Source organism: Pseudomonas sp. FG43, assembly GCF_057809175.1.
On sequence record NZ_JBMDJL010000008.1, the window covers coordinates 30,801 to 48,398 of the forward strand.

The 17,598-nt window shown below is 56.0% G+C and carries 18 protein-coding genes and 1 pseudogene; 13 read left to right on the forward strand and 6 right to left on the reverse strand.

The genetic code is table 11. From position 1 onward, the window contains the following. The first annotated feature begins 125 nt into the window (after positions 1-125). A complete protein-coding gene (locus ACODS3_RS11495) occupies positions 126-1,367 on the forward strand; it encodes a glutamine synthetase family protein (protein WP_489034504.1) in 1,242 nt (413 codons plus the stop codon). Between the two features lie 54 nt (positions 1,368-1,421). After that, complete coding sequence (locus tag ACODS3_RS11500) at positions 1,422-2,768, forward strand: MFS transporter (RefSeq protein ID WP_489034345.1); 1,347 nt, start codon at positions 1,422-1,424, stop codon at positions 2,766-2,768. Positions 2,769-2,851: 83 nt separating this feature from the next. Here the strand turns inward: ACODS3_RS11500 and ACODS3_RS11505 are convergent, their stop codons facing one another. The 4 genes from ACODS3_RS11505 to flgA form a co-directional block, all read right to left on the reverse strand. After that, on the reverse strand, positions 2,852-3,598 hold the full coding sequence (locus tag ACODS3_RS11505; RefSeq protein ID WP_201018413.1) for a flagellar brake protein: 747 nt from the start codon (positions 3,596-3,598) through the stop codon (positions 2,852-2,854). An 82-nt stretch (positions 3,599-3,680) separates the two neighbouring features. Then, on the reverse strand, positions 3,681-4,148 hold the full coding sequence (locus tag ACODS3_RS11510) for a flagella synthesis protein FlgN (protein ID WP_201004753.1): 468 nt from the start codon (positions 4,146-4,148) through the stop codon (positions 3,681-3,683). A 49-nt stretch (positions 4,149-4,197) separates the two neighbouring features. Beyond that, positions 4,198-4,515, reverse strand: a complete 318-nt coding sequence (gene flgM, locus ACODS3_RS11515; protein WP_201004752.1) for a flagellar biosynthesis anti-sigma factor FlgM — start codon at positions 4,513-4,515, stop codon at positions 4,198-4,200. A gap of 161 nt (positions 4,516-4,676) precedes the next feature. Continuing rightward, a complete protein-coding gene (flgA, locus tag ACODS3_RS11520; protein WP_201018414.1) occupies positions 4,677-5,435 on the reverse strand; it encodes a flagellar basal body P-ring formation chaperone FlgA in 759 nt (252 codons plus the stop codon). Between the two features lie 79 nt (positions 5,436-5,514). Between flgA and ACODS3_RS11525 the strand changes: the two genes are divergently transcribed. After that, positions 5,515-6,447: a chemotaxis protein CheV gene (locus ACODS3_RS11525; RefSeq protein WP_201004748.1), complete on the forward strand. Its 933-nt coding sequence runs from the start codon at positions 5,515-5,517 to the stop codon at positions 6,445-6,447. A 44-nt stretch (positions 6,448-6,491) separates the two neighbouring features. Further along, positions 6,492-7,319, forward strand: a complete 828-nt coding sequence (cheR, locus tag ACODS3_RS11530; RefSeq protein WP_025260925.1) for a protein-glutamate O-methyltransferase CheR — start codon at positions 6,492-6,494, stop codon at positions 7,317-7,319. Between the two features lie 181 nt (positions 7,320-7,500). On the opposite strand, the gene ACODS3_RS11535 is transcribed toward cheR, so the two are convergent. After that, a complete protein-coding gene (locus tag ACODS3_RS11535) occupies positions 7,501-7,929 on the reverse strand; it encodes a flagellar protein FlhE (protein WP_201018415.1) in 429 nt (142 codons plus the stop codon). A 466-nt stretch (positions 7,930-8,395) separates the two neighbouring features. Between ACODS3_RS11535 and ACODS3_RS11540 the strand changes: the two are divergent. From ACODS3_RS11540 to flgE, 8 genes and pseudogenes are all read left to right on the forward strand, one after another. Then, positions 8,396-8,981 (forward strand): annotated as a pseudogene (locus ACODS3_RS11540) (ABC transporter ATP-binding protein); the annotation flags it as partial. A 162-nt stretch (positions 8,982-9,143) separates the two neighbouring features. Beyond that, complete coding sequence (locus ACODS3_RS11545) at positions 9,144-10,358, forward strand: ABC transporter permease (protein ID WP_236124211.1); 1,215 nt, start codon at positions 9,144-9,146, stop codon at positions 10,356-10,358. Then, on the forward strand, positions 10,351-11,826 hold the full coding sequence (locus ACODS3_RS11550; protein WP_201018416.1) for a TolC family protein: 1,476 nt from the start codon (positions 10,351-10,353) through the stop codon (positions 11,824-11,826). Before ACODS3_RS11545 ends, ACODS3_RS11550 begins: the two co-directional genes overlap by 8 nt. Beyond that, a complete protein-coding gene (locus tag ACODS3_RS11555; protein WP_201018417.1) occupies positions 11,819-13,102 on the forward strand; it encodes an efflux RND transporter periplasmic adaptor subunit in 1,284 nt (427 codons plus the stop codon). The genes ACODS3_RS11550 and ACODS3_RS11555 overlap by 8 nt, the downstream gene beginning before the upstream one ends. 234 nt (positions 13,103-13,336) lie before the next feature. Then, positions 13,337-13,744 carry a flagellar basal body rod protein FlgB gene (gene flgB / locus ACODS3_RS11560; RefSeq protein ID WP_201004739.1) on the forward strand — a complete coding sequence of 136 codons (408 nt, stop codon included), beginning with the start codon at positions 13,337-13,339 and terminating at the stop codon, positions 13,742-13,744. Between the two features lie 3 nt (positions 13,745-13,747). After that, on the forward strand, positions 13,748-14,188 hold the full coding sequence (flgC, locus tag ACODS3_RS11565) for a flagellar basal body rod protein FlgC (RefSeq protein ID WP_201004738.1): 441 nt from the start codon (positions 13,748-13,750) through the stop codon (positions 14,186-14,188). A gap of 15 nt (positions 14,189-14,203) precedes the next feature. Then, positions 14,204-14,884: a flagellar hook assembly protein FlgD gene (locus ACODS3_RS11570; protein WP_201018418.1), complete on the forward strand. Its 681-nt coding sequence runs from the start codon at positions 14,204-14,206 to the stop codon at positions 14,882-14,884. Between the two features lie 28 nt (positions 14,885-14,912). Next, complete coding sequence (gene flgE / locus ACODS3_RS11575) at positions 14,913-16,250, forward strand: flagellar hook protein FlgE (RefSeq protein WP_201018419.1); 1,338 nt, start codon at positions 14,913-14,915, stop codon at positions 16,248-16,250. Positions 16,251-16,352: 102 nt separating this feature from the next. Here flgE and ACODS3_RS11580 read toward each other — a convergent pair whose 3' ends face one another. Further along, positions 16,353-16,544: a hypothetical protein gene (locus ACODS3_RS11580; RefSeq protein ID WP_201018420.1), complete on the reverse strand. Its 192-nt coding sequence runs from the start codon at positions 16,542-16,544 to the stop codon at positions 16,353-16,355. 280 nt (positions 16,545-16,824) lie between these two features. On the opposite strand from ACODS3_RS11580, the gene ACODS3_RS11585 reads away from it, so the two are divergent. Beyond that, complete coding sequence (locus ACODS3_RS11585) at positions 16,825-17,565, forward strand: flagellar basal body rod protein FlgF (RefSeq protein WP_201018421.1); 741 nt, start codon at positions 16,825-16,827, stop codon at positions 17,563-17,565. Positions 17,566-17,598: the final 33 nt, after the last annotated feature.

Genomic DNA, 17,598 nt, shown 5'->3' on the forward strand with positions numbered 1-17,598 from the left:
TAATGACAATCAAGGACTGAGTGATGACAGCCAATGACCCCCGCTCTCTTGCGCAGCGACTGGCGGGTATCGATGAGGTGGAGTGCGTGACGCCGGATCTGAATGGCGTACCGCGTGGCAAGGTGATGACTGCTGCCGGGTTTCTGGAAGGGCGTCGCCTGCAATTGGCTCGTGGTGTTTTGCTGCAATGCATCATGGGCGGCTATCCGCCCGCGCATTTTTACAGCATCGATGATGGCGACCTTGCTCTGGTTGCTGATCCACAGCAGATCCACCGTCTGCCGTGGAGCGAGCAGACTCGTGCGCTGGCGATCTGCGATGCGGACGATCTGAGCGGTGAGGGTTGCGAGCTATCGACGCGGGTACAGCTCAAGGCTGTCATTGCCCGCTATGCCGAGCGCGGTCTGTCGCCGGTGGTTGCCACCGAACTCGAATTCTTTGTCTTTGCCCCCAACCCCGATCCTTCCCGAGCTTATGTGCCGCCGGTAGGGCTGGATGGTCGGCGTGAAGAGGGTTTTTCGGCGTTCAGCATCAGTTCCAATAACGGCCTGCGCCCGTTCTTCACTGAGGTCTACCGGTGCATGGCGGAACTGGGGTTGCCCCGAGATACGGTCATGCACGAAATGGGTGTCAGTCAGTTCGAGATCAATCTGTGGCATGGCGATCCTTTGCTGTTGGCTGACCAGACCTTTCTGTTCAAGCACCTGCTTAAAGAGGTTGGACTCAAGCATGGCCTGAACGTGGTGTGCATGGCCAAGCCGTTAGCGCAGACGGCAGGCAGTTCGATGCATATTCATCAGAGCGTGGTGGAGTCGGCGTCGGGGCGTAATGTCTTCAGTGATGAAAGTGGCCAGCCGACAGAGATTTTTCGGCATTTCATCGGTGGTCAGCAGGCCTGCCTTGTCGATTTCACTGCGTTGTTTGCGCCGCATGTGAACTCTTATCAAAGGCTGTTTCATCCTTATGCCTCGCCCAACAATGCGTGCTGGTCCTGCGACAACCGCGGCGCGGGGCTGCGCATTCCGGCGAGTTCGGCCGAGGCCAGGCGAGTGGAAAATCGTTTGCCGGGTGCCGATGCCAATCCTTATCTGGCCATTGCGGCGAGTCTGGCGGCAGGTCTGTATGGCGTCGAGCAGAAGCTGGAGCCGACAGCGCCGATTCAGGGTGAAATCGTGGTGCCGCAAGAATTGGCATTGCCATGTACCTTGCATGCGGCTCTGGAGCGTCTGAAGCGCAGTTCGCTGGCCAAGGAACTGTTTGGCCATGCTTTTATCGAAGGCTACATCGCCTCCAAGACCATGGAGCTGACCAGCTTTCTTGATGAAATAACCCCCTGGGAGCGGCGTGTGTTGGGTGCCCAGGTTTAAAAACCGCTGTTTTGGATTCGCCTGTTCGGGCGTGTCTTTATTTTTGGAACGTTCATGCGCCAAATCTGGAAGTCTTTTCGGGGTCTTTATTTCGCTTCGCTGATGATGTTGATCGGTTCGGGTCTGTTAAGCACTTACCTGGCTTTGCGGCTGGCTGCCGATGAGGTCGACGGTCTGTGGATCGGTGCGATGATGGCGGCAAACTATGTCGGGCTTGTGCTGGGCGGCAAGGTAGGGCATCGCCTGATCGGTCGGGTAGGGCACATCCGTGCCTATGCGACCTGTGCCGGGATCGTGGGCGCGGCGGTGTTGGGGCTGGGTTTGATCAACTGGCTGCCAGCCTGGCTGTTCCTGCGCATGATCGTCGGGCTGGGGATGATGTGTCAGTACATGGTCATCGAGAGCTGGCTCAACGAGCAGGCGGCTGCACGCCAGCGAGGCATGGTCTTCAGTGGCTACATGATTGCGTCGTATCTGGGGCTGGTATTGGGGCAAATGATTCTGGTGGTCCATCCGGGGCTCGGGCCTGAGCTTCTGATGTCGATTGCGATGTGTTTTGCCTTGTGTCTGGTGCCCGTGGCCATGACCCGCAGCATTCACCCGGCGCCGTTGCGTCCTGCTCCGCTGGAACCGCGCTTTTTCATCAGTCGCGTGCCGCAGTCGTTGACCACTGTGCTGGCGTCCGGGCTTATCGTCGGTGCCTTTTATGGCCTGGCGCCGCTGTACGCCGCCCAGCAAGGGCTGTCTACCGAGCATGTCGGTATGTTCATGGGTGTCTGCATTCTTGCCGGCCTGCTGGTGCAGTGGCCGCTGGGCCTGTTGTCCGATCGTTATGACCGGGCGCACCTGATGCGCGCTTTTGCAGGTGTTCTGGTGCTGGCCTCCTTGCCGCTTGCCGTTCTGCCGAGCATGCCGCTGGAAATGCTGTTTATAGTGGGTTTCATCGCTTCTCTGGTGCAGTTCAGCCTGTATCCACTGGCGGTGGCCTTTGCCAATGACCACGTTGAAGGTGAGCGGCGGGTATCGCTGACAGCAATGCTGCTGATGACTTTCGGGATTGGCGCCAGTATCGGCCCTCTGGTCGCCGGAGCCCTGATGAAGCTATTCGGCAATAACATGCTTTATGCGTTTGTCAGCTTCATTGCGCTGGCACTTGCGCTGCTTACCCGACCCAAGGCAGTCACGCATCAGCATCAGGTGGACGACGCGCCGCTGCATCACGTGGCGATGCCGGACAGCATGTCAAGCTCACCACTGGTCGTGGCGCTTGACCCTCGGGTCGATGAGCAGGTGGTTCAGGATCAGATGCAGACCACGGTCGAGCCGCAAGTCGAGCCTGAGGCGAGTGCCGCACCCGCACCGTCGGTGAGGCTGGAAGAAGAGGAAATCAATAGGCCTTGATGGGGAGGGCGCTGCAAGCTGCAAGCTAAAAGCCGCAAGTCAAAAGCTTGCAGCTTAAAACTTGCAGCTTGCAACTGCTTCTATCAAAAATCGTCGTCTTTATCGAATCGACGTGCTTCGCGCTGCAGTTGGTAAACGAAGCGTTCTACCTGGCGTTGTACCAGGCCGCTCATGTTGTGAAAGCGTACGCCTGCGAAGGTCGTGTGGAATCTTTCTTCGAAGTGCAGATAGCGCAGCTCCACCGGTGCCGTCATTGCGCCGAAAGGCAGCTTGGCGATGAAGCGTTCGTACACTTGACCCAGTTGCATGCGTTCGGACACATCGCCCTCGAAGCGCAGCTTGCAGCCGGTTGCCGAGATATCCAGAAGCTTGCCGGCCAGGGGGAACTTGAGTTTGTCACCACCGATTTCAATGTCGACCAGTTGTGCAAGCTTGAGAGCGGCACGGAAGGCGTTGCGACGCTGGTGGTAGACGACTTCTGTAGGAAGGGCGCCGCGGTAGAGGCGTTGGCCATCCACGTCGACGATGGTCATCTGCTCCGAACTTTCCCAGGCGATGCGCACGCCGTCATGGAAGCCTTCGACCCGAAACGATTCGCCGTTGGCCAGGAATCGTTCACCGTCGCGGGGGATCATTTCATCAAGGGCCATGACGTTACTGTCACGGTCAACTTCGATCAGGTAGCTCTGGAAGCGTTGGGAGCGCTCATGAAAGGTAATGATCAGCGGATCATTATGTTCAAGTAGTAACCGCAGGTTGGCGGCGATTTCCAAAGGAGTATTCAGAACCTTCGGGGGCTGCGGAGCATCATCCGCGCTTGAGCCATTCACGTTTTTACTTCTCCAGGCAAAATACTACGGCAACGCAACAACAGGCATTCTGCCACTACGCACTAAACCTTGAAACAGGAAGTTACGCCTGACTGAGCGGGCGTGGTCTTGCTCTTCCTGCGGTCGACCCGCGGCTGTCATACAGCGTCGGGGTGTCGACACCATTCAAGATGCGGAGCTGGTGAGCGGTTGTCACCTGCTGCAACTGGATAAGGCTACCATTCTGCTCGTTGATAGCCTGGCATTCAGCGATCAGTGCGCTCAGTTCATCGCTCGCGGCGAGAAGCTGTTCGCCCACATCGGACTGGCTGGCCAGCTCCTGGAGACCTTTGCGGTTCGCAGGTAGCCCAAGGCCCGCGAGTAACTGACTGCGCCTGCGACCATGTTGTTCGAGCAGAATCACCAGCGCCTGTTTCTGCGCCAGAATATGTTCCATCTCGCCCATGTCGCGGCCATGCAGAACCAGTGACTCGGCCTGCAGCAACTCAAGCAGTTGCCGGGTCGGAACCATGCCGTCGGTGATCATCTGAAGCAAAGTAGTATCTTGCATCGCATGCTCTGGTTTTCAAGCGTCCAGATTATCCACCGCAAGCACAGGGCTAGCGCTGGGTTTCGAAATTAAGCAGTTTGCTGGCTACGCGGTTGCTGTCCACTGTGTAGGTGCCGTCTGCAATCGCTTGCTTCAACTCGGCTACGCGAGCGCTGTTGACGGTTGGCAGTTCGCCCAACTTATCAGTGATCTTCTGCAACTGTTGAGCCTCACTGCTCAAGTGAACGGATTCCCCGGTGCCTTTGACGTTTGCAGCAGTCGCTGCAGATTCCGTTGCATCGGTTTTACCGCTTTCCTTTGTAGTCCCGGTGCGCGAAGTGCTACCGACAGACTGTGAATTTCCAAGGCGACTGAAATCTATGACCATGATTGAAAAAACCTCTGGGTGTTTGGACGCTTGCCTTGTTTTCGGCCCAACCCAAAAAAACTTTAGGCTTTGTGTGAAAAGCACACGGAACGCGCTTTCCACCGCGGGAATATGCACCGCAGTCTAGGAAAAACGCGCGTTCGACGCCAGCCTCAATCGATCTACATGGCGACTTCCACCTGTCCAGGGCCGGTAATGTTGGCCTTGATGACGCGATTGGAATTCAGGTTTTTCACCCGTATTTGCTCGTTATAACTGCCGTCGGACAGTGCCTCGCCGGGCATGCGTACCGACAGTGAGCCGCTCCTGGCCGTGATGACCACCTGATCTCCCTTGCGGATCATCTGTGGCTGTTCCAGATAAACCGGGGACAGCACCTGGTCGATGACCGTTGGTCGGATTACCTTTTGTCCTACTACATGGTCCAGTGATGTCATGAAACCCAGCCCCAGGCTGCCAATATCCCTTTCACGCAGGGCGATGTCTTCTTCTGACACGACACTGTCGCGTTTCAAGGGGCGTACCGAAACCACCACGTTGCGAAACAGCTTGACCTCTGCCGGCACGAATACGGTCCATGGCGATGAGCCTTCACAGCGTACGCGCACGCTCACTCTGCCTAGCGGCTTTGCGCTTTCCAGTTTTGCTGTCAAATCCTTGTCGCAGGAGCCCATGCGTAATCTGGGGTCCAACTGCCTGACCTGAATTTCAAATCGACCTTCAATCTGGTTACTCGATAAATAGTCTTCTACTGTGAACTCAAGAAACCCCTGAGTGACGCCGATAAGCTGTTCAGGCAGTGTGAAACTCTCGGCGCGGCCGTAGTTTGCAGTGCTTGAAAGGCACAGCATTGCGATCACGCAGAGCAGTCTGCGGGTTTCCAGTGTCAGGTGTCGAAAAATTGTCGTCTTTGTGTTCATGGCGTATAAAAAGCAAGGCTCGTGCCGCTTGCCAAATCTGGTGTGTGGCGAACGGTGGCTTTTGTTAAGGGGGTCGGGCATGGCGGGTGTAATGGATTCGGTGAACCAGCGAACTCAGCTGGTCGGTCAGAATCGCCTTGAGCTGCTCTTGTTCCGTCTTGACGGCAAGCAGCTCTATGGGATCAACGTATTCAAGGTTAAAGAAGTACTGCAATGCCCGAAACTGACCATCATGCCCAAGTCCAGCCGGATTGTGCGTGGTGTGGCCAACATTCGCGGTGGCACGATCCCGATCATGGATCTGGCAATGGCGACGGGCTCGACCGGGATGATTTCGCTGGTTAATTCCTTCGTCATCATTACCGAGTACAACACCAAGGTTCAGGGTTTTCTGGTGCATTCGGTAGAACGCATCGTGAACATGAACTGGGAAGAGATTCATCCGCCACCCAAGGGCACAGGGCGCGACCACTATCTGACGGCCGTGACTCGTGTCGATAATCAGTTGGTGGAAATCATCGACGTCGAGAAGATTCTCGCCGAGGTGGCGCCGATTACCGAGGGTGTTTCCCATGGTGTGATCGACGAAGAGACTCACAGCAAGGCCGTTTCGTTGCGAGTGCTGACGGTCGATGACTCGTCGGTTGCACGCAAGCAGGTGAGTCGTTGTCTGGAAACTGTCGGTGTCGAGGTGGTTGCCTTGAATGACGGTCGTCAGGCGCTGGATTACCTGAAGGCAATGGTTGAAGAGGGCAAGAAACCTGAAGAAGAGTTTCTGATGATGATCTCCGACATTGAAATGCCGGAGATGGATGGCTATACCCTTACAACAGCCATACGCAATGATCCACGGATGCAGAAACTACACATCACCTTGCATACCTCGCTTTCCGGGGTATTCAATCAGGCGATGGTAAAGAAAGTGGGTGCTGACGATTTTCTCGCGAAGTTTCGACCTGATGACCTGGCGGCCAGGGTCGTGGCGCGGATCAAGGCGGCAGATAATAGCTAGGGGCGTCGTCCCTGGTGGTTCACATGATTTTGAGAGGCGGCACCTTGTCTACAGGTAATTTGGATTTTGAACAGTTCCGGGTCTTTCTGGAAAAAGCCTGTGGCATCTTGCTGGGGGAAAACAAGCAGTACCTGGTCTCCAGCCGTCTCAACAAGCTGATGGAGCAGCAGGGACTCAAATCGCTGGGCGAGCTGGTTCAGCGTATCCAGTCTCAGCCTCGCAGCGGTTTGCGTGAGCAGGTGGTCGATGCGATGACGACCAACGAAACCCTGTGGTTTCGTGATACCTACCCCTTTGAGGTGCTGAAAAACAAGGTGCTGCCCGAGCAGATCAAGGCCAGCCCCGGTCAGCGTTTGCGCATCTGGTCGGCCGCCTGTTCATCCGGCCAGGAACCGTATTCGCTGTCGATGTCCATCGACGAGTTCGAGCGCAGCAATCCGGGCCAGCTCAAGGCTGGCGCGCAGATCGTTGCTACCGACTTGTCCGGCTTGATGCTCACCAACTGCAAGACCGGTGAGTACGACAGCCTGGCAATCGGCCGCGGCCTGTCGCCGGATCGCCTGCAGCGCTACTTCGACGTGAAAAGTCCGGGTCGCTGGGTTGTGAAGGCGCCGATCAAGAGCCGTGTCGAGTTTCGTTCATTCAACCTGCTCGACAGCTACGCGAGCCTTGGCAAGTTCGACATCGTGTTCTGCCGCAACGTGTTGATCTACTTCTCGGCCGAAGTGAAGAAAGACATTCTGTTGCGCATCCACGGTACGCTCAAGCCGGGTGGCTACCTGTTCCTGGGTGCCTCCGAAGCGCTCAACGGCCTGCCGGATCATTATCAGATGGTTCAGTGCAGTCCGGGGATTATCTACAAGGCCAAGTGATGGTGGGTTTTGTATGAACATGAAAGAGACCTTCGGGTCTCTTTTTTGTGGGCGGGATGTTGTGAAGACTGATTTATATGATTGAACAGGTTTTCTGGGAGGCAACGAGCGAAGAGTCTCATGAGACTTGCAGAGTCACCGATAATTGAATGTCGATGATTCCGCAAGTTTCTGGTCGGGATTAATTATCCCAGTTCACGATGACTTGTGCCGGGCCACCCGATACCGGAGAGAAGGTGCCTGAGCGATAGATCTGGTGATACAGGAAGAATGCCTGATTAGGCGCTCTGTTGTTGAACGCCTGTGTCACTCCGCTTCTCATGGAAGTCACGTTGATGCAGGCGCTGGTACTGCCCTGGCACAGGTAGGCAGTGAAAGTTGCATTTGCGGGGATGGTGCCGATCGAGTAGTTCCAGCTGATGGATGTGATCCTGCCGCTGGCGGGAGGTGCGCCCAGAATCGGAAAGTTAGTGGTGTTCCAGAGGTTGGAGGAGTAGGTGGGGCTAACGACTGCGTTTCCAGAATAGGCGCCGCCTGCCGCAACGGCGTTACCGGCAACTGTTGCCATCGCCAGTGCTGCCAGACATCCTAAAATACCTTTTCTTTTCATCTTTAATAATCCCTATATTCCATATTGTATTACAAGCTACCTCCCGTCGTGCACGGGAAGGCTGGCACTTTATACCTTCTCATTTTCACTGAAACAAGGAGGTTTTATAAAAAAACAATATTAAGGATGCTTAAGGTTTTATAGCATTCTTCGTGCCGAAATAGTTGCGTCATGTGGTGGGCGGGGCGGGTTGACTTGGCTTTGGAAGTGCTTGTCTTGGGAGGTTTTCATACAGGTGCTTTATTTTCATGAGGTTATGGTAGTTTTGATATAAAGGCCCTGCTGAAAGGGTTGGTTGTAATTGAAATCTCTTGTCACATTTTGATTTTCCTTATCGTGTTGTTAATAAGTCTGCTCAGGATGTGGGAGGCGGGTGTTGAATTCTTTTTTTGAAAATACTCCAACCTTCTCTGTTGAAGTGCTATAAGGGCGGGCGAATACGAGGTCATGGAGAAGGCTGTACGCAATGGAAGGGCAAGTCACTCAGGAGCAATGCAGAAGCGCCACGCCGCTACCTTGCGCAAACCTGATTCAACTGGAGCGTATTTGCCACTCCTATCAGGCAGGAGCCGTGACACATGCGGTCCTGCGCGATGTCTCTCTTTCCATCGAGCGCGGCCAGAGCTGCGCCATCGTCGGAAGCTCTGGCTCAGGCAAGAGCACGCTGCTTAATATCCTCGGTCTCCTTGATCGTCCAACCTCTGGCGGTCTGTTTCTTGATGGCCTGGATATGGGGAGCGCCTCGGCAGAGCAGCGAGCCAGGGTGCGCAATCAGCTTATCGGGTTTGTCTTTCAAAGCTTCAACCTGCTGCCGCGCCTCAATGCCCTTGATAACGTAGCCTTGCCGTTGCTGTATCGCGGTTATTCCCGTCATGCCGCGCGAGTGGCGGCGCAGCGTGAAATAGAGCGCGTTGGCCTGGCCGACAGGGCTCACCATCGGCCTGCCGAACTGTCGGGCGGGCAGCGTCAGAGGGTTGCGATTGCTCGCGCTCTGGTCGGGCAGCCTGCTTTGATTCTTGCCGACGAGCCTACCGGAAACCTCGACAGCACGACCGCCGCCGAGATTCTTGCCTTGCTGCTTTCCCTGAATCGGGAGCAGGGCGTCACGCTGATCGTGGTGACTCACGATAACGCCATGGCCCGGCACATGCAGCGATGCCTGAATGTAAAAGACGGTTGCCTTGAAGAGCATGTGTCGTCTGTCGGGATTGCACATGCCTGAGAATAAGTCTGTACGTTACGGCCCGTCGCTTGGGCAGATCTTCATGGAGCCCTTGAACAGTTTGCGTCTTTTGGGGCGCAGGTCGTTGCTTGCCTTGTTGGGGATCGCTGTGGGGTGCGCTTCCGTAGTTGCCTTGCTGAATATCGGTCAGAACGCGGCCAACGAGGCAATCAGTGCATTCAAGGGGCTCGGCAGCGATATGCTGGTCGTCAGCTTTGCGGCAATGCCTGGGGTCAAGGTGCGTCCGGCGCCCTCTACGCTGGATAGCCAGGCCGTCATGGATGCAGTCCCCGGAATCCTTGATATCGCGCCCCTCATCGTGCTTTCGACCAGGGTTCGTTTTGATGGCCGTGCGCACAATGCAAGTGTTGTCGGCACATCCAGTGATTTGAAGGCGGTCCTGGGGCTTCGGGTAACTCAAGGCCGGTTTCTTTCTCGTCATGACGCTAGAAGTACTTATGCCGTGCTGGGCGCGCAAGTGGCCAGGGATCTGGGCATCCTGAATATTCAGGATGTGGCAGGCAGGCATATACAGGTCGACAGTTATCTCTTCGAAGTGGTCGGGATACTGGCCGATCACGGGCAGAATCCACTTATTCCCGTCGCTGTCGATCAGGCTATTGTCGTGCCGATAGAGGGCATGCGGCGGATCAGTTCAAAACCTGAAATCAGTAATATCGTCGCCAGGGGGAGAGGGAGTGAAACCCTTGAGCAGGATGGCAAAGCCCTGACGGACTTTCTGCAGCCATTGGCGCCGGGACGAGATGTTCAGGTGCAGATTCCCCAGCAATTGATTGACGGCATGGCCCAACAGTCCCGCACCTTTTCCTATCTGCTGGCAGGCCTTGGCGGTATTTCCCTGCTTGTCGGCGGGGTCGGGGTCATGAACGTGATGGTGATGAATGTCTCCGAGCGCCGCCGGGAAATCGGTGTTCGCATGGCGCTGGGGGCAAGGCCACTGGATATCGGGCGGCTGTTCTTGCTGGAGGCTGCTGTGCTGTCCATCGCTGGAGCGTCGGTGGGTGCATGCATCGGTTTGCTGGCGGCATGGCTGTTTTCGGTGGTGTCGGGCTGGGGCTTTACGCTTTCTATTCCTTCTCTTCCCCTTGGCATTACCAGCTCGCTGCTGGTGGGGCTTTTCTTTGGCTTGAACCCGGCCCTCATGGCAGCCCGGCTTGAGCCGGTACAGGCGTTGCGCGATGACTGATCTTTATCGTTTCGCGGCAGTGATCTGCCTGGTTTTTTACAGTGTCCAGCCTTCGCTTGCTGCGCCTTTGGCTCCTGATGCCCCGAGCATGCCGGCCAGGACTGTTTCGCTGAATGAGCAGACGATCGACCTTACTCTGGCTGATGCCGTATTTTTGGGATTGCGCGCAAACCGTTCCATCCGCAGTGCTTATCTGGAGCGTATTGCGCAGAAATTCGACTTGCGGGTTGCCAAGGACCGTTTTACACCCAAGCTCGTTCTGAGCAGTCGTTATCTGGCCAACCGCAGTCAGAGTGATAGCTATCGCCAGACCCAGGTTATCCCGCAAACCACAATGCTGGGTGAGTACGGTACCCAGCTCAGTCTGGCCTGGACTAACCAGTTGACGCTTGCCGACAGTACCGGCCGCAGTCGTAATGATGGTGCAACCCTGACCATCATTCAGCCTTTGTTGCGCGGTGCCGGGAAAGATATTGCCACCGCTCCCGTGCGTCTGGCTGTGCTTGCAGAAAAGGTCAACCGTCTGGCTCTGAAGTCGACGGTTTCGGACACCATTACCCAGATCATCACGGGTTATCGTGAGTTGCTGCGCGCTCAGGAGCAGGTGCGTATCGCGCGCGATGCTCTGGAGCGATCACGCCAGTTGCTTGACGCGAACAGGGCCATGATTTCTGCGGGGCAGATGGCCGAGTTCGATATCGTTCAGACTGAAGCCGATGTCGCCACTCAGGAGCTGGCCATCGAAGAGGCTTCCAATCAGTTGGATGCCAGTCGTCTTGAGTTGCTGCGTCTTCTGGCTCTGGACCTCGGGACGCGAGTGCGAGCGGCGGAGGTGCTTGAGGCTCGCCGCATAGAGGTGGGGCTGACGCAGGCGCTTGCAACGGCCCAAGAGCGACAGCCTGCCTATCTCACGCGGTTGATCGCCACCAAGCAGGCGGAAATCAACCTCGCTGTCGCCCGCAATGATCGGCTGTGGGATGTGTCATTGATCGGCGGTGCTTCTCAGATCCGTGATCGCATTCAGAATGACTTTGGTCCGGGCACTACACGCACCTGGGAAGGCTATGCCGGTATTCAGGTCGACATTCCGATTGGTGATTTAAGTCGGCGGCAAGCCGAGGTTCGGGCAAGGGTCGATGTGGAAAATCAGGATCTGCTTCTGGCTGAGGCCAATCAGTCCCTGGCGCGTGATGTCGGTGACGGGGTGCGCGATCTGGGGACGCGCTGGCGGCAGTATGAGATTTCCCAGCGCGCCCGTGAATTGTCGTTGCGCAAGCTGAATATCGAACGGGAAAAGTTGCAGGCCGGTCGTTCCAGTAACTTCCAGGTCTTGAGTTTCGAGGCGGATCTGCGTAACGCGGAGAATGCTCGCCTTAATGCATTGATTGCCTATCTTAATGCTCAGACTGACCTGGATCAGAGGCTGGGTACGACCCTGGAGAGCTGGGAGATTGATCTCAATGACTAAGTATCTGGCGCGATTACGCATATCTCGCGTCAGTGGCCGGGCTATTGTCGCGGGTGTTGTTGCGGCCGGGCTTTTTGCGGGCATTGTCTATGGCTATCAATCGCGGCTTGAGCCGATATCTCCGGGTGTCAGCTGGGTTCCTGTGCAGCCGCAGTTGCTGGAAAACCAGTTGGGGCTGGTTGGGCGAATCGAAGCTGCCAGCCGCTCGACTCTGGCGGCTCCCTTTGAGGGTGTTGTGCAGGAGGTTACTGTTGTCGAAGGGCAGCAGGTCGAGCGTGGCAAGCATTTGCTGACGCTGGATACGGCACAACTGGATATTCAGTTGCGTGAGGCGCTTGCCGCTCAATTGAAGCTTCAGCGGTCAGTAAAGGACATGCAGAACTGGGCGCAGGGCGAGGAAATGGCACGGGCGCGGCGTACCGTGACCACTGCGCAATATGGTTTGAGTGATACCGAGCGAAAACTGGCTGACACTCGCCGCTTGTTTGAGCGCGGTATTGTGGCTCGCATGGATGTGGAGGCGCTTGAGCAACAAGCCAGAATGCAGCAGCTTGATATGGTTGCCTCTCAGGCGGAGTTACGCACCGTGATGGAGAAGGGGAAAGGGGAAAACCGGCAGATAGCTGAAATGGAACTGGCCAATGCCCAGTCACGCTATCAGGCTTTGCAGGCGCTGCATGCCCGGCGCACAATCGAGGCTCCGTTTGCCGGCATTGTATTGCGTCCCCAGAGGCCTGAAGGGGGCGCCTCTCCTTTGGTCCAGCAAGGAATGCGCATGGCTCAGGGTGTACCGCTTTTTGAGTTGGCCAGCCTGGAACAGATCAGGGCGGTTGCTCGTGTCGAAGAGGCGGATCTGCATCAGTTGGCTGAGGGTATGCCTGTGCAGGTCACGGGTGATGGTTTCGATGGTATTACCCTCGATGGGGCCATTTCTTCCATTGCTGCCCAGGGTGTGGCCTCCGATATGTTCGGTGGCGGTACGACTTATGAAGTTGTCATAAACATCGCTTCCTTGACCGCTGCTCAGCAATCGAAAGTGCGCCTTGGCATGAGTGCGCGGCTGGCTATCGTGACTTACCGCGCTGAAAACGGTTTCGTACTTGCTCCTGAAGCCTTGCGCCAGGATGCTGAAGGCAGGACCTTTGTTGTCTATCGACAGGAAATGGCCGATGCGCCGCAGCAGGTCATTGTCACTGTCGGCCGTGCGATGCCTCAGGGTGTCGAAGTTTCGGGCTTGAAACCCGGTTATGTCGAGTTGCCTGCCACTGCACAGTGACGGGCTCGGGGATTTCTGCTGTCAGCGGCCGGCCATGCCTGCCGCTGACATGGCAAAAAAACGACACATCCCTTGCCGCTTTACCCTCTCATAGCGGAAATGCCTTGCCGCTTTTCTGGCATTGCCGCTCTGGCCGTCGCTACAACCCCCGTAAACACTGGTTTTGTGGATTTGGCACGCTGATTGCTTTCTCAGTGATACGAGAATCAGGTCAACCGGCAAAGGTTTCCCGAAATGAGCATCAGCTTCGATAAAGCATTAGGCATACACGAAAAGGCCCTTAACTTCCGGGCTCAGCGTGCAGAGGTGTTGGCCAACAACATTTCCAACGCCGATACCCCGAACTTCAAGGCCCGTGATCTGGATTTCTCCTCGGTGCTGGCCGCCGAAAGCGAGAAGGCTCAGAACGGTCGTTTTGCGCTGAACATGACCAATAGCCGTCATATCGAAGCCGAGGGCATGAGCAGTGGCGACGGTACGTTGATGTACCGCACTCCGTCTCAGCCTTCGCTGGACCAGAACACCGTTGATTCGCAGGTCGAGCAGGCCAGCTACACCGATAACGCCATGGGTTTCCAGGCCAGTTTCACCCTGCTTAACAGCAAGTTCAAAGGGCTGGTTTCAGCCCTGCGCGGAGAATAATTCATGTCACTAGCCAATGTGTTCAACATTGCCGGCAGCGCCATGAGTGCCCAGACCACACGTCTGAACACCACGGCCAGTAACATCGCCAACGCCGAGACTGTTTCATCGAGCATGGATCAGACTTACCGTGCCCGTCACCCGGTATTTGCGACCGTGTTGCAGGGTCAGCAGTCCAACGGTGGCTCGCTGTTTCAGGATCAGGGCGATGCCGGTCAGGGCGTTCAGGTCAGCGGCATCATTGAAGACAGTTCCAACCTTGAGGCGCGCTTCGAGCCTAATCACCCTTCTGCCGACAAGAACGGGTATGTCTATTACCCCAACGTCAATGTCGTGGAAGAAATGGCCGACATGATTTCCGCCAGCCGTTCGTTCCAGACGAACGCCGAAATCATGAACACCGCAAAATCCATGATGCAGAAGGTTCTGACCCTCGGTCAGTGATAAAGGGCGAAAGTTATGGCCGTTGAAAACGATGTCTCGACGAATTTTATAAGTTCGCTGCAGAACCCCAAAGCCAGTGCGAGCAGTTCGGGCGAAGCGCTGGGCAAGGATGCGTTCCTGCAGTTGCTCGTCACGCAGATGAAGAACCAGAACCCGCTGGATCCGCAGGACAACACGCAATTCGTTGCGCAGTTGGCGCAGTTCAGTAGTCTGGAAAGCATGCAGAACCTGACGTCGACCGTTGACTCGATTGCGACCAGCTACAAGTCCTCGCAGGCATTGCAGGCTTCTTCGCTGGTGGGTCGTTCGGTGATTGTCGAAACCGGTACCGCTCAGGTGGATACCAGTAAAGGTTTGACTGGTTCTGTTGTAGTGCCTGCTTCAACGTCAGCGACGACGGTCAAGGTCTACGACGCCAGCAATAATCTGGTCGATACCATCGATTTGGGTTCCAGAAGTGCAGGCAATGCAAGTTTCACCTGGGATGGCCTCAATAGTGAGGGCACCGCCATGCCGTCCGGTACCTACAGTTTTATTGCAAATGGCACTATCAACGGCACAAACAATGGTCTCTCGACTTATCTTCCAGCAACGGTCAACAGTGTGACCACGGCTGTGAGTGGCGGGGAAATGACTCTAAACCTGGCTGGCGGCAGTTCGATCGCTTTGTCCAAAGTGCAATCAATCGGAATATAGAGCCGACTAGACGGCGTAGGAGTGGTACATGTCATTCAATATCGGCCTTAGTGGGCTCTATGCGGCAAACAAAAGTCTCGACGTTACCGGCAACAACATTGCCAACGTGGCGACAACAGGCTTCAAACAATCGCGTATCGAGTTTGCTGATCAGTATGCTCAGTCGATTCGTGGCACTTCCGGCGGCACCAGTATTGGTAGTGGCGTGACCACGGCTGCCGTTTCTCAGCAGTTTGCCCAAGGCGGTCTTACCACTGGGACGGGTAACAGTCTGGACCTGGCAATCAACGGTAATGGCTTCTTCATGCTCAGCAACAGCGGCGAGACGCTCTATACCCGTGCCGGTGCATTCCGTACCGACAAGGATGGCTTCGTCGTCAATAGTGCGGGTATGAATCTTCAGGGTTACAACGTTGATGCGAACGGCAATGTTGCTGTTGGTGTCTCGGGCAACCTGAGGGTTGACAGTTCAAATCAGGCGGCGAGTCCGACCAGCATTATCACCAACGTCGCCAACCTTAATTCGACCTCTACAGTTCCGACTATCACGCCTTTCGATGCGACGAATACCAATAGCTATAACTTTACCTATAGCACCAAGGTCTTCGATTCTCAGGGTAACGAGCACTCTCTGGAAACTTACCTGGCTAAAACAGGTACCAACACCTGGGCCATGTATTCGCTGATCGATGGTCGCAGTATCAGCAACCCGGCCAGTACCACAGCTGACCGTAACGACCTGACTTTCGACACGTCCGGCAACATGGTCATCAATACGGCGGCAACCCCGTCTGTTCCGTCGGCCAGTACCAACGTTGCAGTCAATGCCGATGGTACTTTCCAGGTCAACAATTGGGTCCCTGCCATGCAAACCGGTACGGGTACCTCGGCGACCTGGGTTGCCAACGGTGCTGTTGGCGTCACTTCGGGTATCAGGCTGGACATGACTCAGGCTACCCAGACGGCTTCTGTTTCGGGTCCTATCACTCAGACCCAGAATGGTTATGCAGCCGGACAGATCAAGGATATGAGCGTGGATGCCAGTGGCAACCTGTTTGCGTCCTACACAAATGGTCAGTCGAAGGTGATTGGTCAGGTTTCTCTGACGACATTCGCCAACGTGCAGGGGCTCTCTCCGGCGGGTGGTACTAACTGGCGTGAAACCTTCGCCTCTGGTTTGCCTGTGACCGGTGTTCCGCAGTCAGGCACTCTGGGTTACATCACGGGCCAGGCGCTGGAAGACTCCAACGTCGATCTGACACTGGAGCTGGTCAACCTGATCAAGGCGCAAAGCAACTATCAGGCGAATGCGAAAACCATTTCGACTGAAAGCACCATCATGCAGACCACTATTCAGATGACCTGATAATCAGGTTTGATGAAGTGTTGAAGAAAGCCCCTTGCGAGGGGCTTTCTTGTTTGTGGCGGTTGTGAAATCCGATGCAGGGAGCGCTTTTCGGGGTGCTGTTCAGACCGAGCAGTCGGACTTGATAAACGAGCCGTTCAGTCGTTTCCATCCCGGTCCCGGGCTGGTCTGGGCGCAGACGATCCTGCTGTCGCCCTGCCATCTGTAATAAGGCGCAGGAGCGGCCTGGGCGAGGAGGGGGCTGGTCATCAGCAGGGCTGCAATGCTGGCGAGAAGACGCGCTCGAAAGTGCATGACGATTCCCGTTATGTGGGTTCCCGGCAAGATTATCACCCTCGTCAGGCGTATCGGTCAGGGTGAGCGAAGTTTTTTTGGCGGTGTGTCAGGCCGGTTTGCTGGGTGGCGGCAATCTACCGCCGCTCTTGTGTGGCGCGGTGCCGAAGGTTGTCCGGCATGCTCCGGTTTTTACAAGAGAATCAGGCGTTTGTATCCATTCTGAAAAGTTGGTTCAAAAATTGCTTTCTCCCATGCAGAACAGCTACAGGCGGCAAGCGTCTGTCGGAGGAGGAAGACTGTGGACAAGTTGCTTTATGTCGCAATGAGCGGGGCGTCTGAAAACGCTCAGTCGCAAAAGGTTCATGCCAACAACCTGGCTAACGTATCGACCAATGGCTTCATGCGCGACCTGCAACAGGCCCGTTCGATGCCGGTATTTGGCGAGGTCATGCCTTCGCGTGCCTATGCGATGGGCGAACGTCCGGGTACTGACTTTTCCGGTGGCGCGCTGGTCCAGACCGGTCGTGAGCTGGATGTCGCCGTCAAGGGTGATGGCTGGATTGCGGTTCAGACTGCCGATGGTGGTGAGGCCTATACCCGCAGTGCCGGCATGAATATCGATGCTCTGGGTGTGCTGCGCAACGGCAGTGGTTTGCCGGTCATGGGCAACGGCGGGCCGATTGCCGTGCCGCCTGAGCAGCAGATCGAAATCGGTGCCGACGGCACGATCAGTATTCGCTCGATGGGTGAAAGCCCGCAGGTCATGGCGGAAGTTGACCGTATCAAGCTGGTCAACCCTGACCTGAGCACCATGGAAAAAGGCCCTGACGGTTTGATCCACACCAAGAGTGGCCAGGCTGCGCCGGTCGACGCCAATGTGCGTGTCGAGTCCGGCTTTCTGCAGGCGAGCAACGTCAATGCCGTGGAGGAAATGACCTCGGTACTGGCCTTGGCCCGGCAGTTTGAATTGCACGTCAAAATGATGAAAACAGCTGAAGAAGATGATCAGGCGATGGCTCGCGTCTTGCAACTTGGCTAACCATTGACAGCTTGCGTCGACAATCCGGCGCTT

Coding starts and splice junctions, on each gene's coding strand:
- ACODS3_RS11495 (WP_489034504.1), top strand. CDS start 126: ATGACTGCTGCCGGGTTTCTGGAAGGGCGTCGCCTGCAATTGGCTCGT.
- flgE (WP_201018419.1), top strand. CDS start 14,913: ATGTCATTCAATATCGGCCTTAGTGGGCTCTATGCGGCAAACAAAAGT.
- ACODS3_RS11550 (WP_201018416.1), top strand. CDS start 10,351: ATGACTGATCTTTATCGTTTCGCGGCAGTGATCTGCCTGGTTTTTTAC.
- ACODS3_RS11525 (WP_201004748.1), top strand. CDS start 5,515: ATGGCGGGTGTAATGGATTCGGTGAACCAGCGAACTCAGCTGGTCGGT.
- ACODS3_RS11545 (WP_236124211.1), top strand. CDS start 9,144: ATGCCTGAGAATAAGTCTGTACGTTACGGCCCGTCGCTTGGGCAGATC.
- flgC (WP_201004738.1), top strand. CDS start 13,748: ATGTCACTAGCCAATGTGTTCAACATTGCCGGCAGCGCCATGAGTGCC.
- ACODS3_RS11510 (WP_201004753.1), bottom strand. CDS start 4,148: ATGCAAGATACTACTTTGCTTCAGATGATCACCGACGGCATGGTTCCG.
- ACODS3_RS11570 (WP_201018418.1), top strand. CDS start 14,204: ATGGCCGTTGAAAACGATGTCTCGACGAATTTTATAAGTTCGCTGCAG.
- flgM (WP_201004752.1), bottom strand. CDS start 4,515: ATGGTCATAGATTTCAGTCGCCTTGGAAATTCACAGTCTGTCGGTAGC.
- ACODS3_RS11535 (WP_201018415.1), bottom strand. CDS start 7,929: ATGAAAAGAAAAGGTATTTTAGGATGTCTGGCAGCACTGGCGATGGCA.
- ACODS3_RS11580 (WP_201018420.1), bottom strand. CDS start 16,544: ATGCACTTTCGAGCGCGTCTTCTCGCCAGCATTGCAGCCCTGCTGATG.
- flgA (WP_201018414.1), bottom strand. CDS start 5,435: ATGAACACAAAGACGACAATTTTTCGACACCTGACACTGGAAACCCGC.
- ACODS3_RS11500 (WP_489034345.1), top strand. CDS start 1,422: ATGCGCCAAATCTGGAAGTCTTTTCGGGGTCTTTATTTCGCTTCGCTG.
- flgB (WP_201004739.1), top strand. CDS start 13,337: ATGAGCATCAGCTTCGATAAAGCATTAGGCATACACGAAAAGGCCCTT.
- ACODS3_RS11555 (WP_201018417.1), top strand. CDS start 11,819: ATGACTAAGTATCTGGCGCGATTACGCATATCTCGCGTCAGTGGCCGG.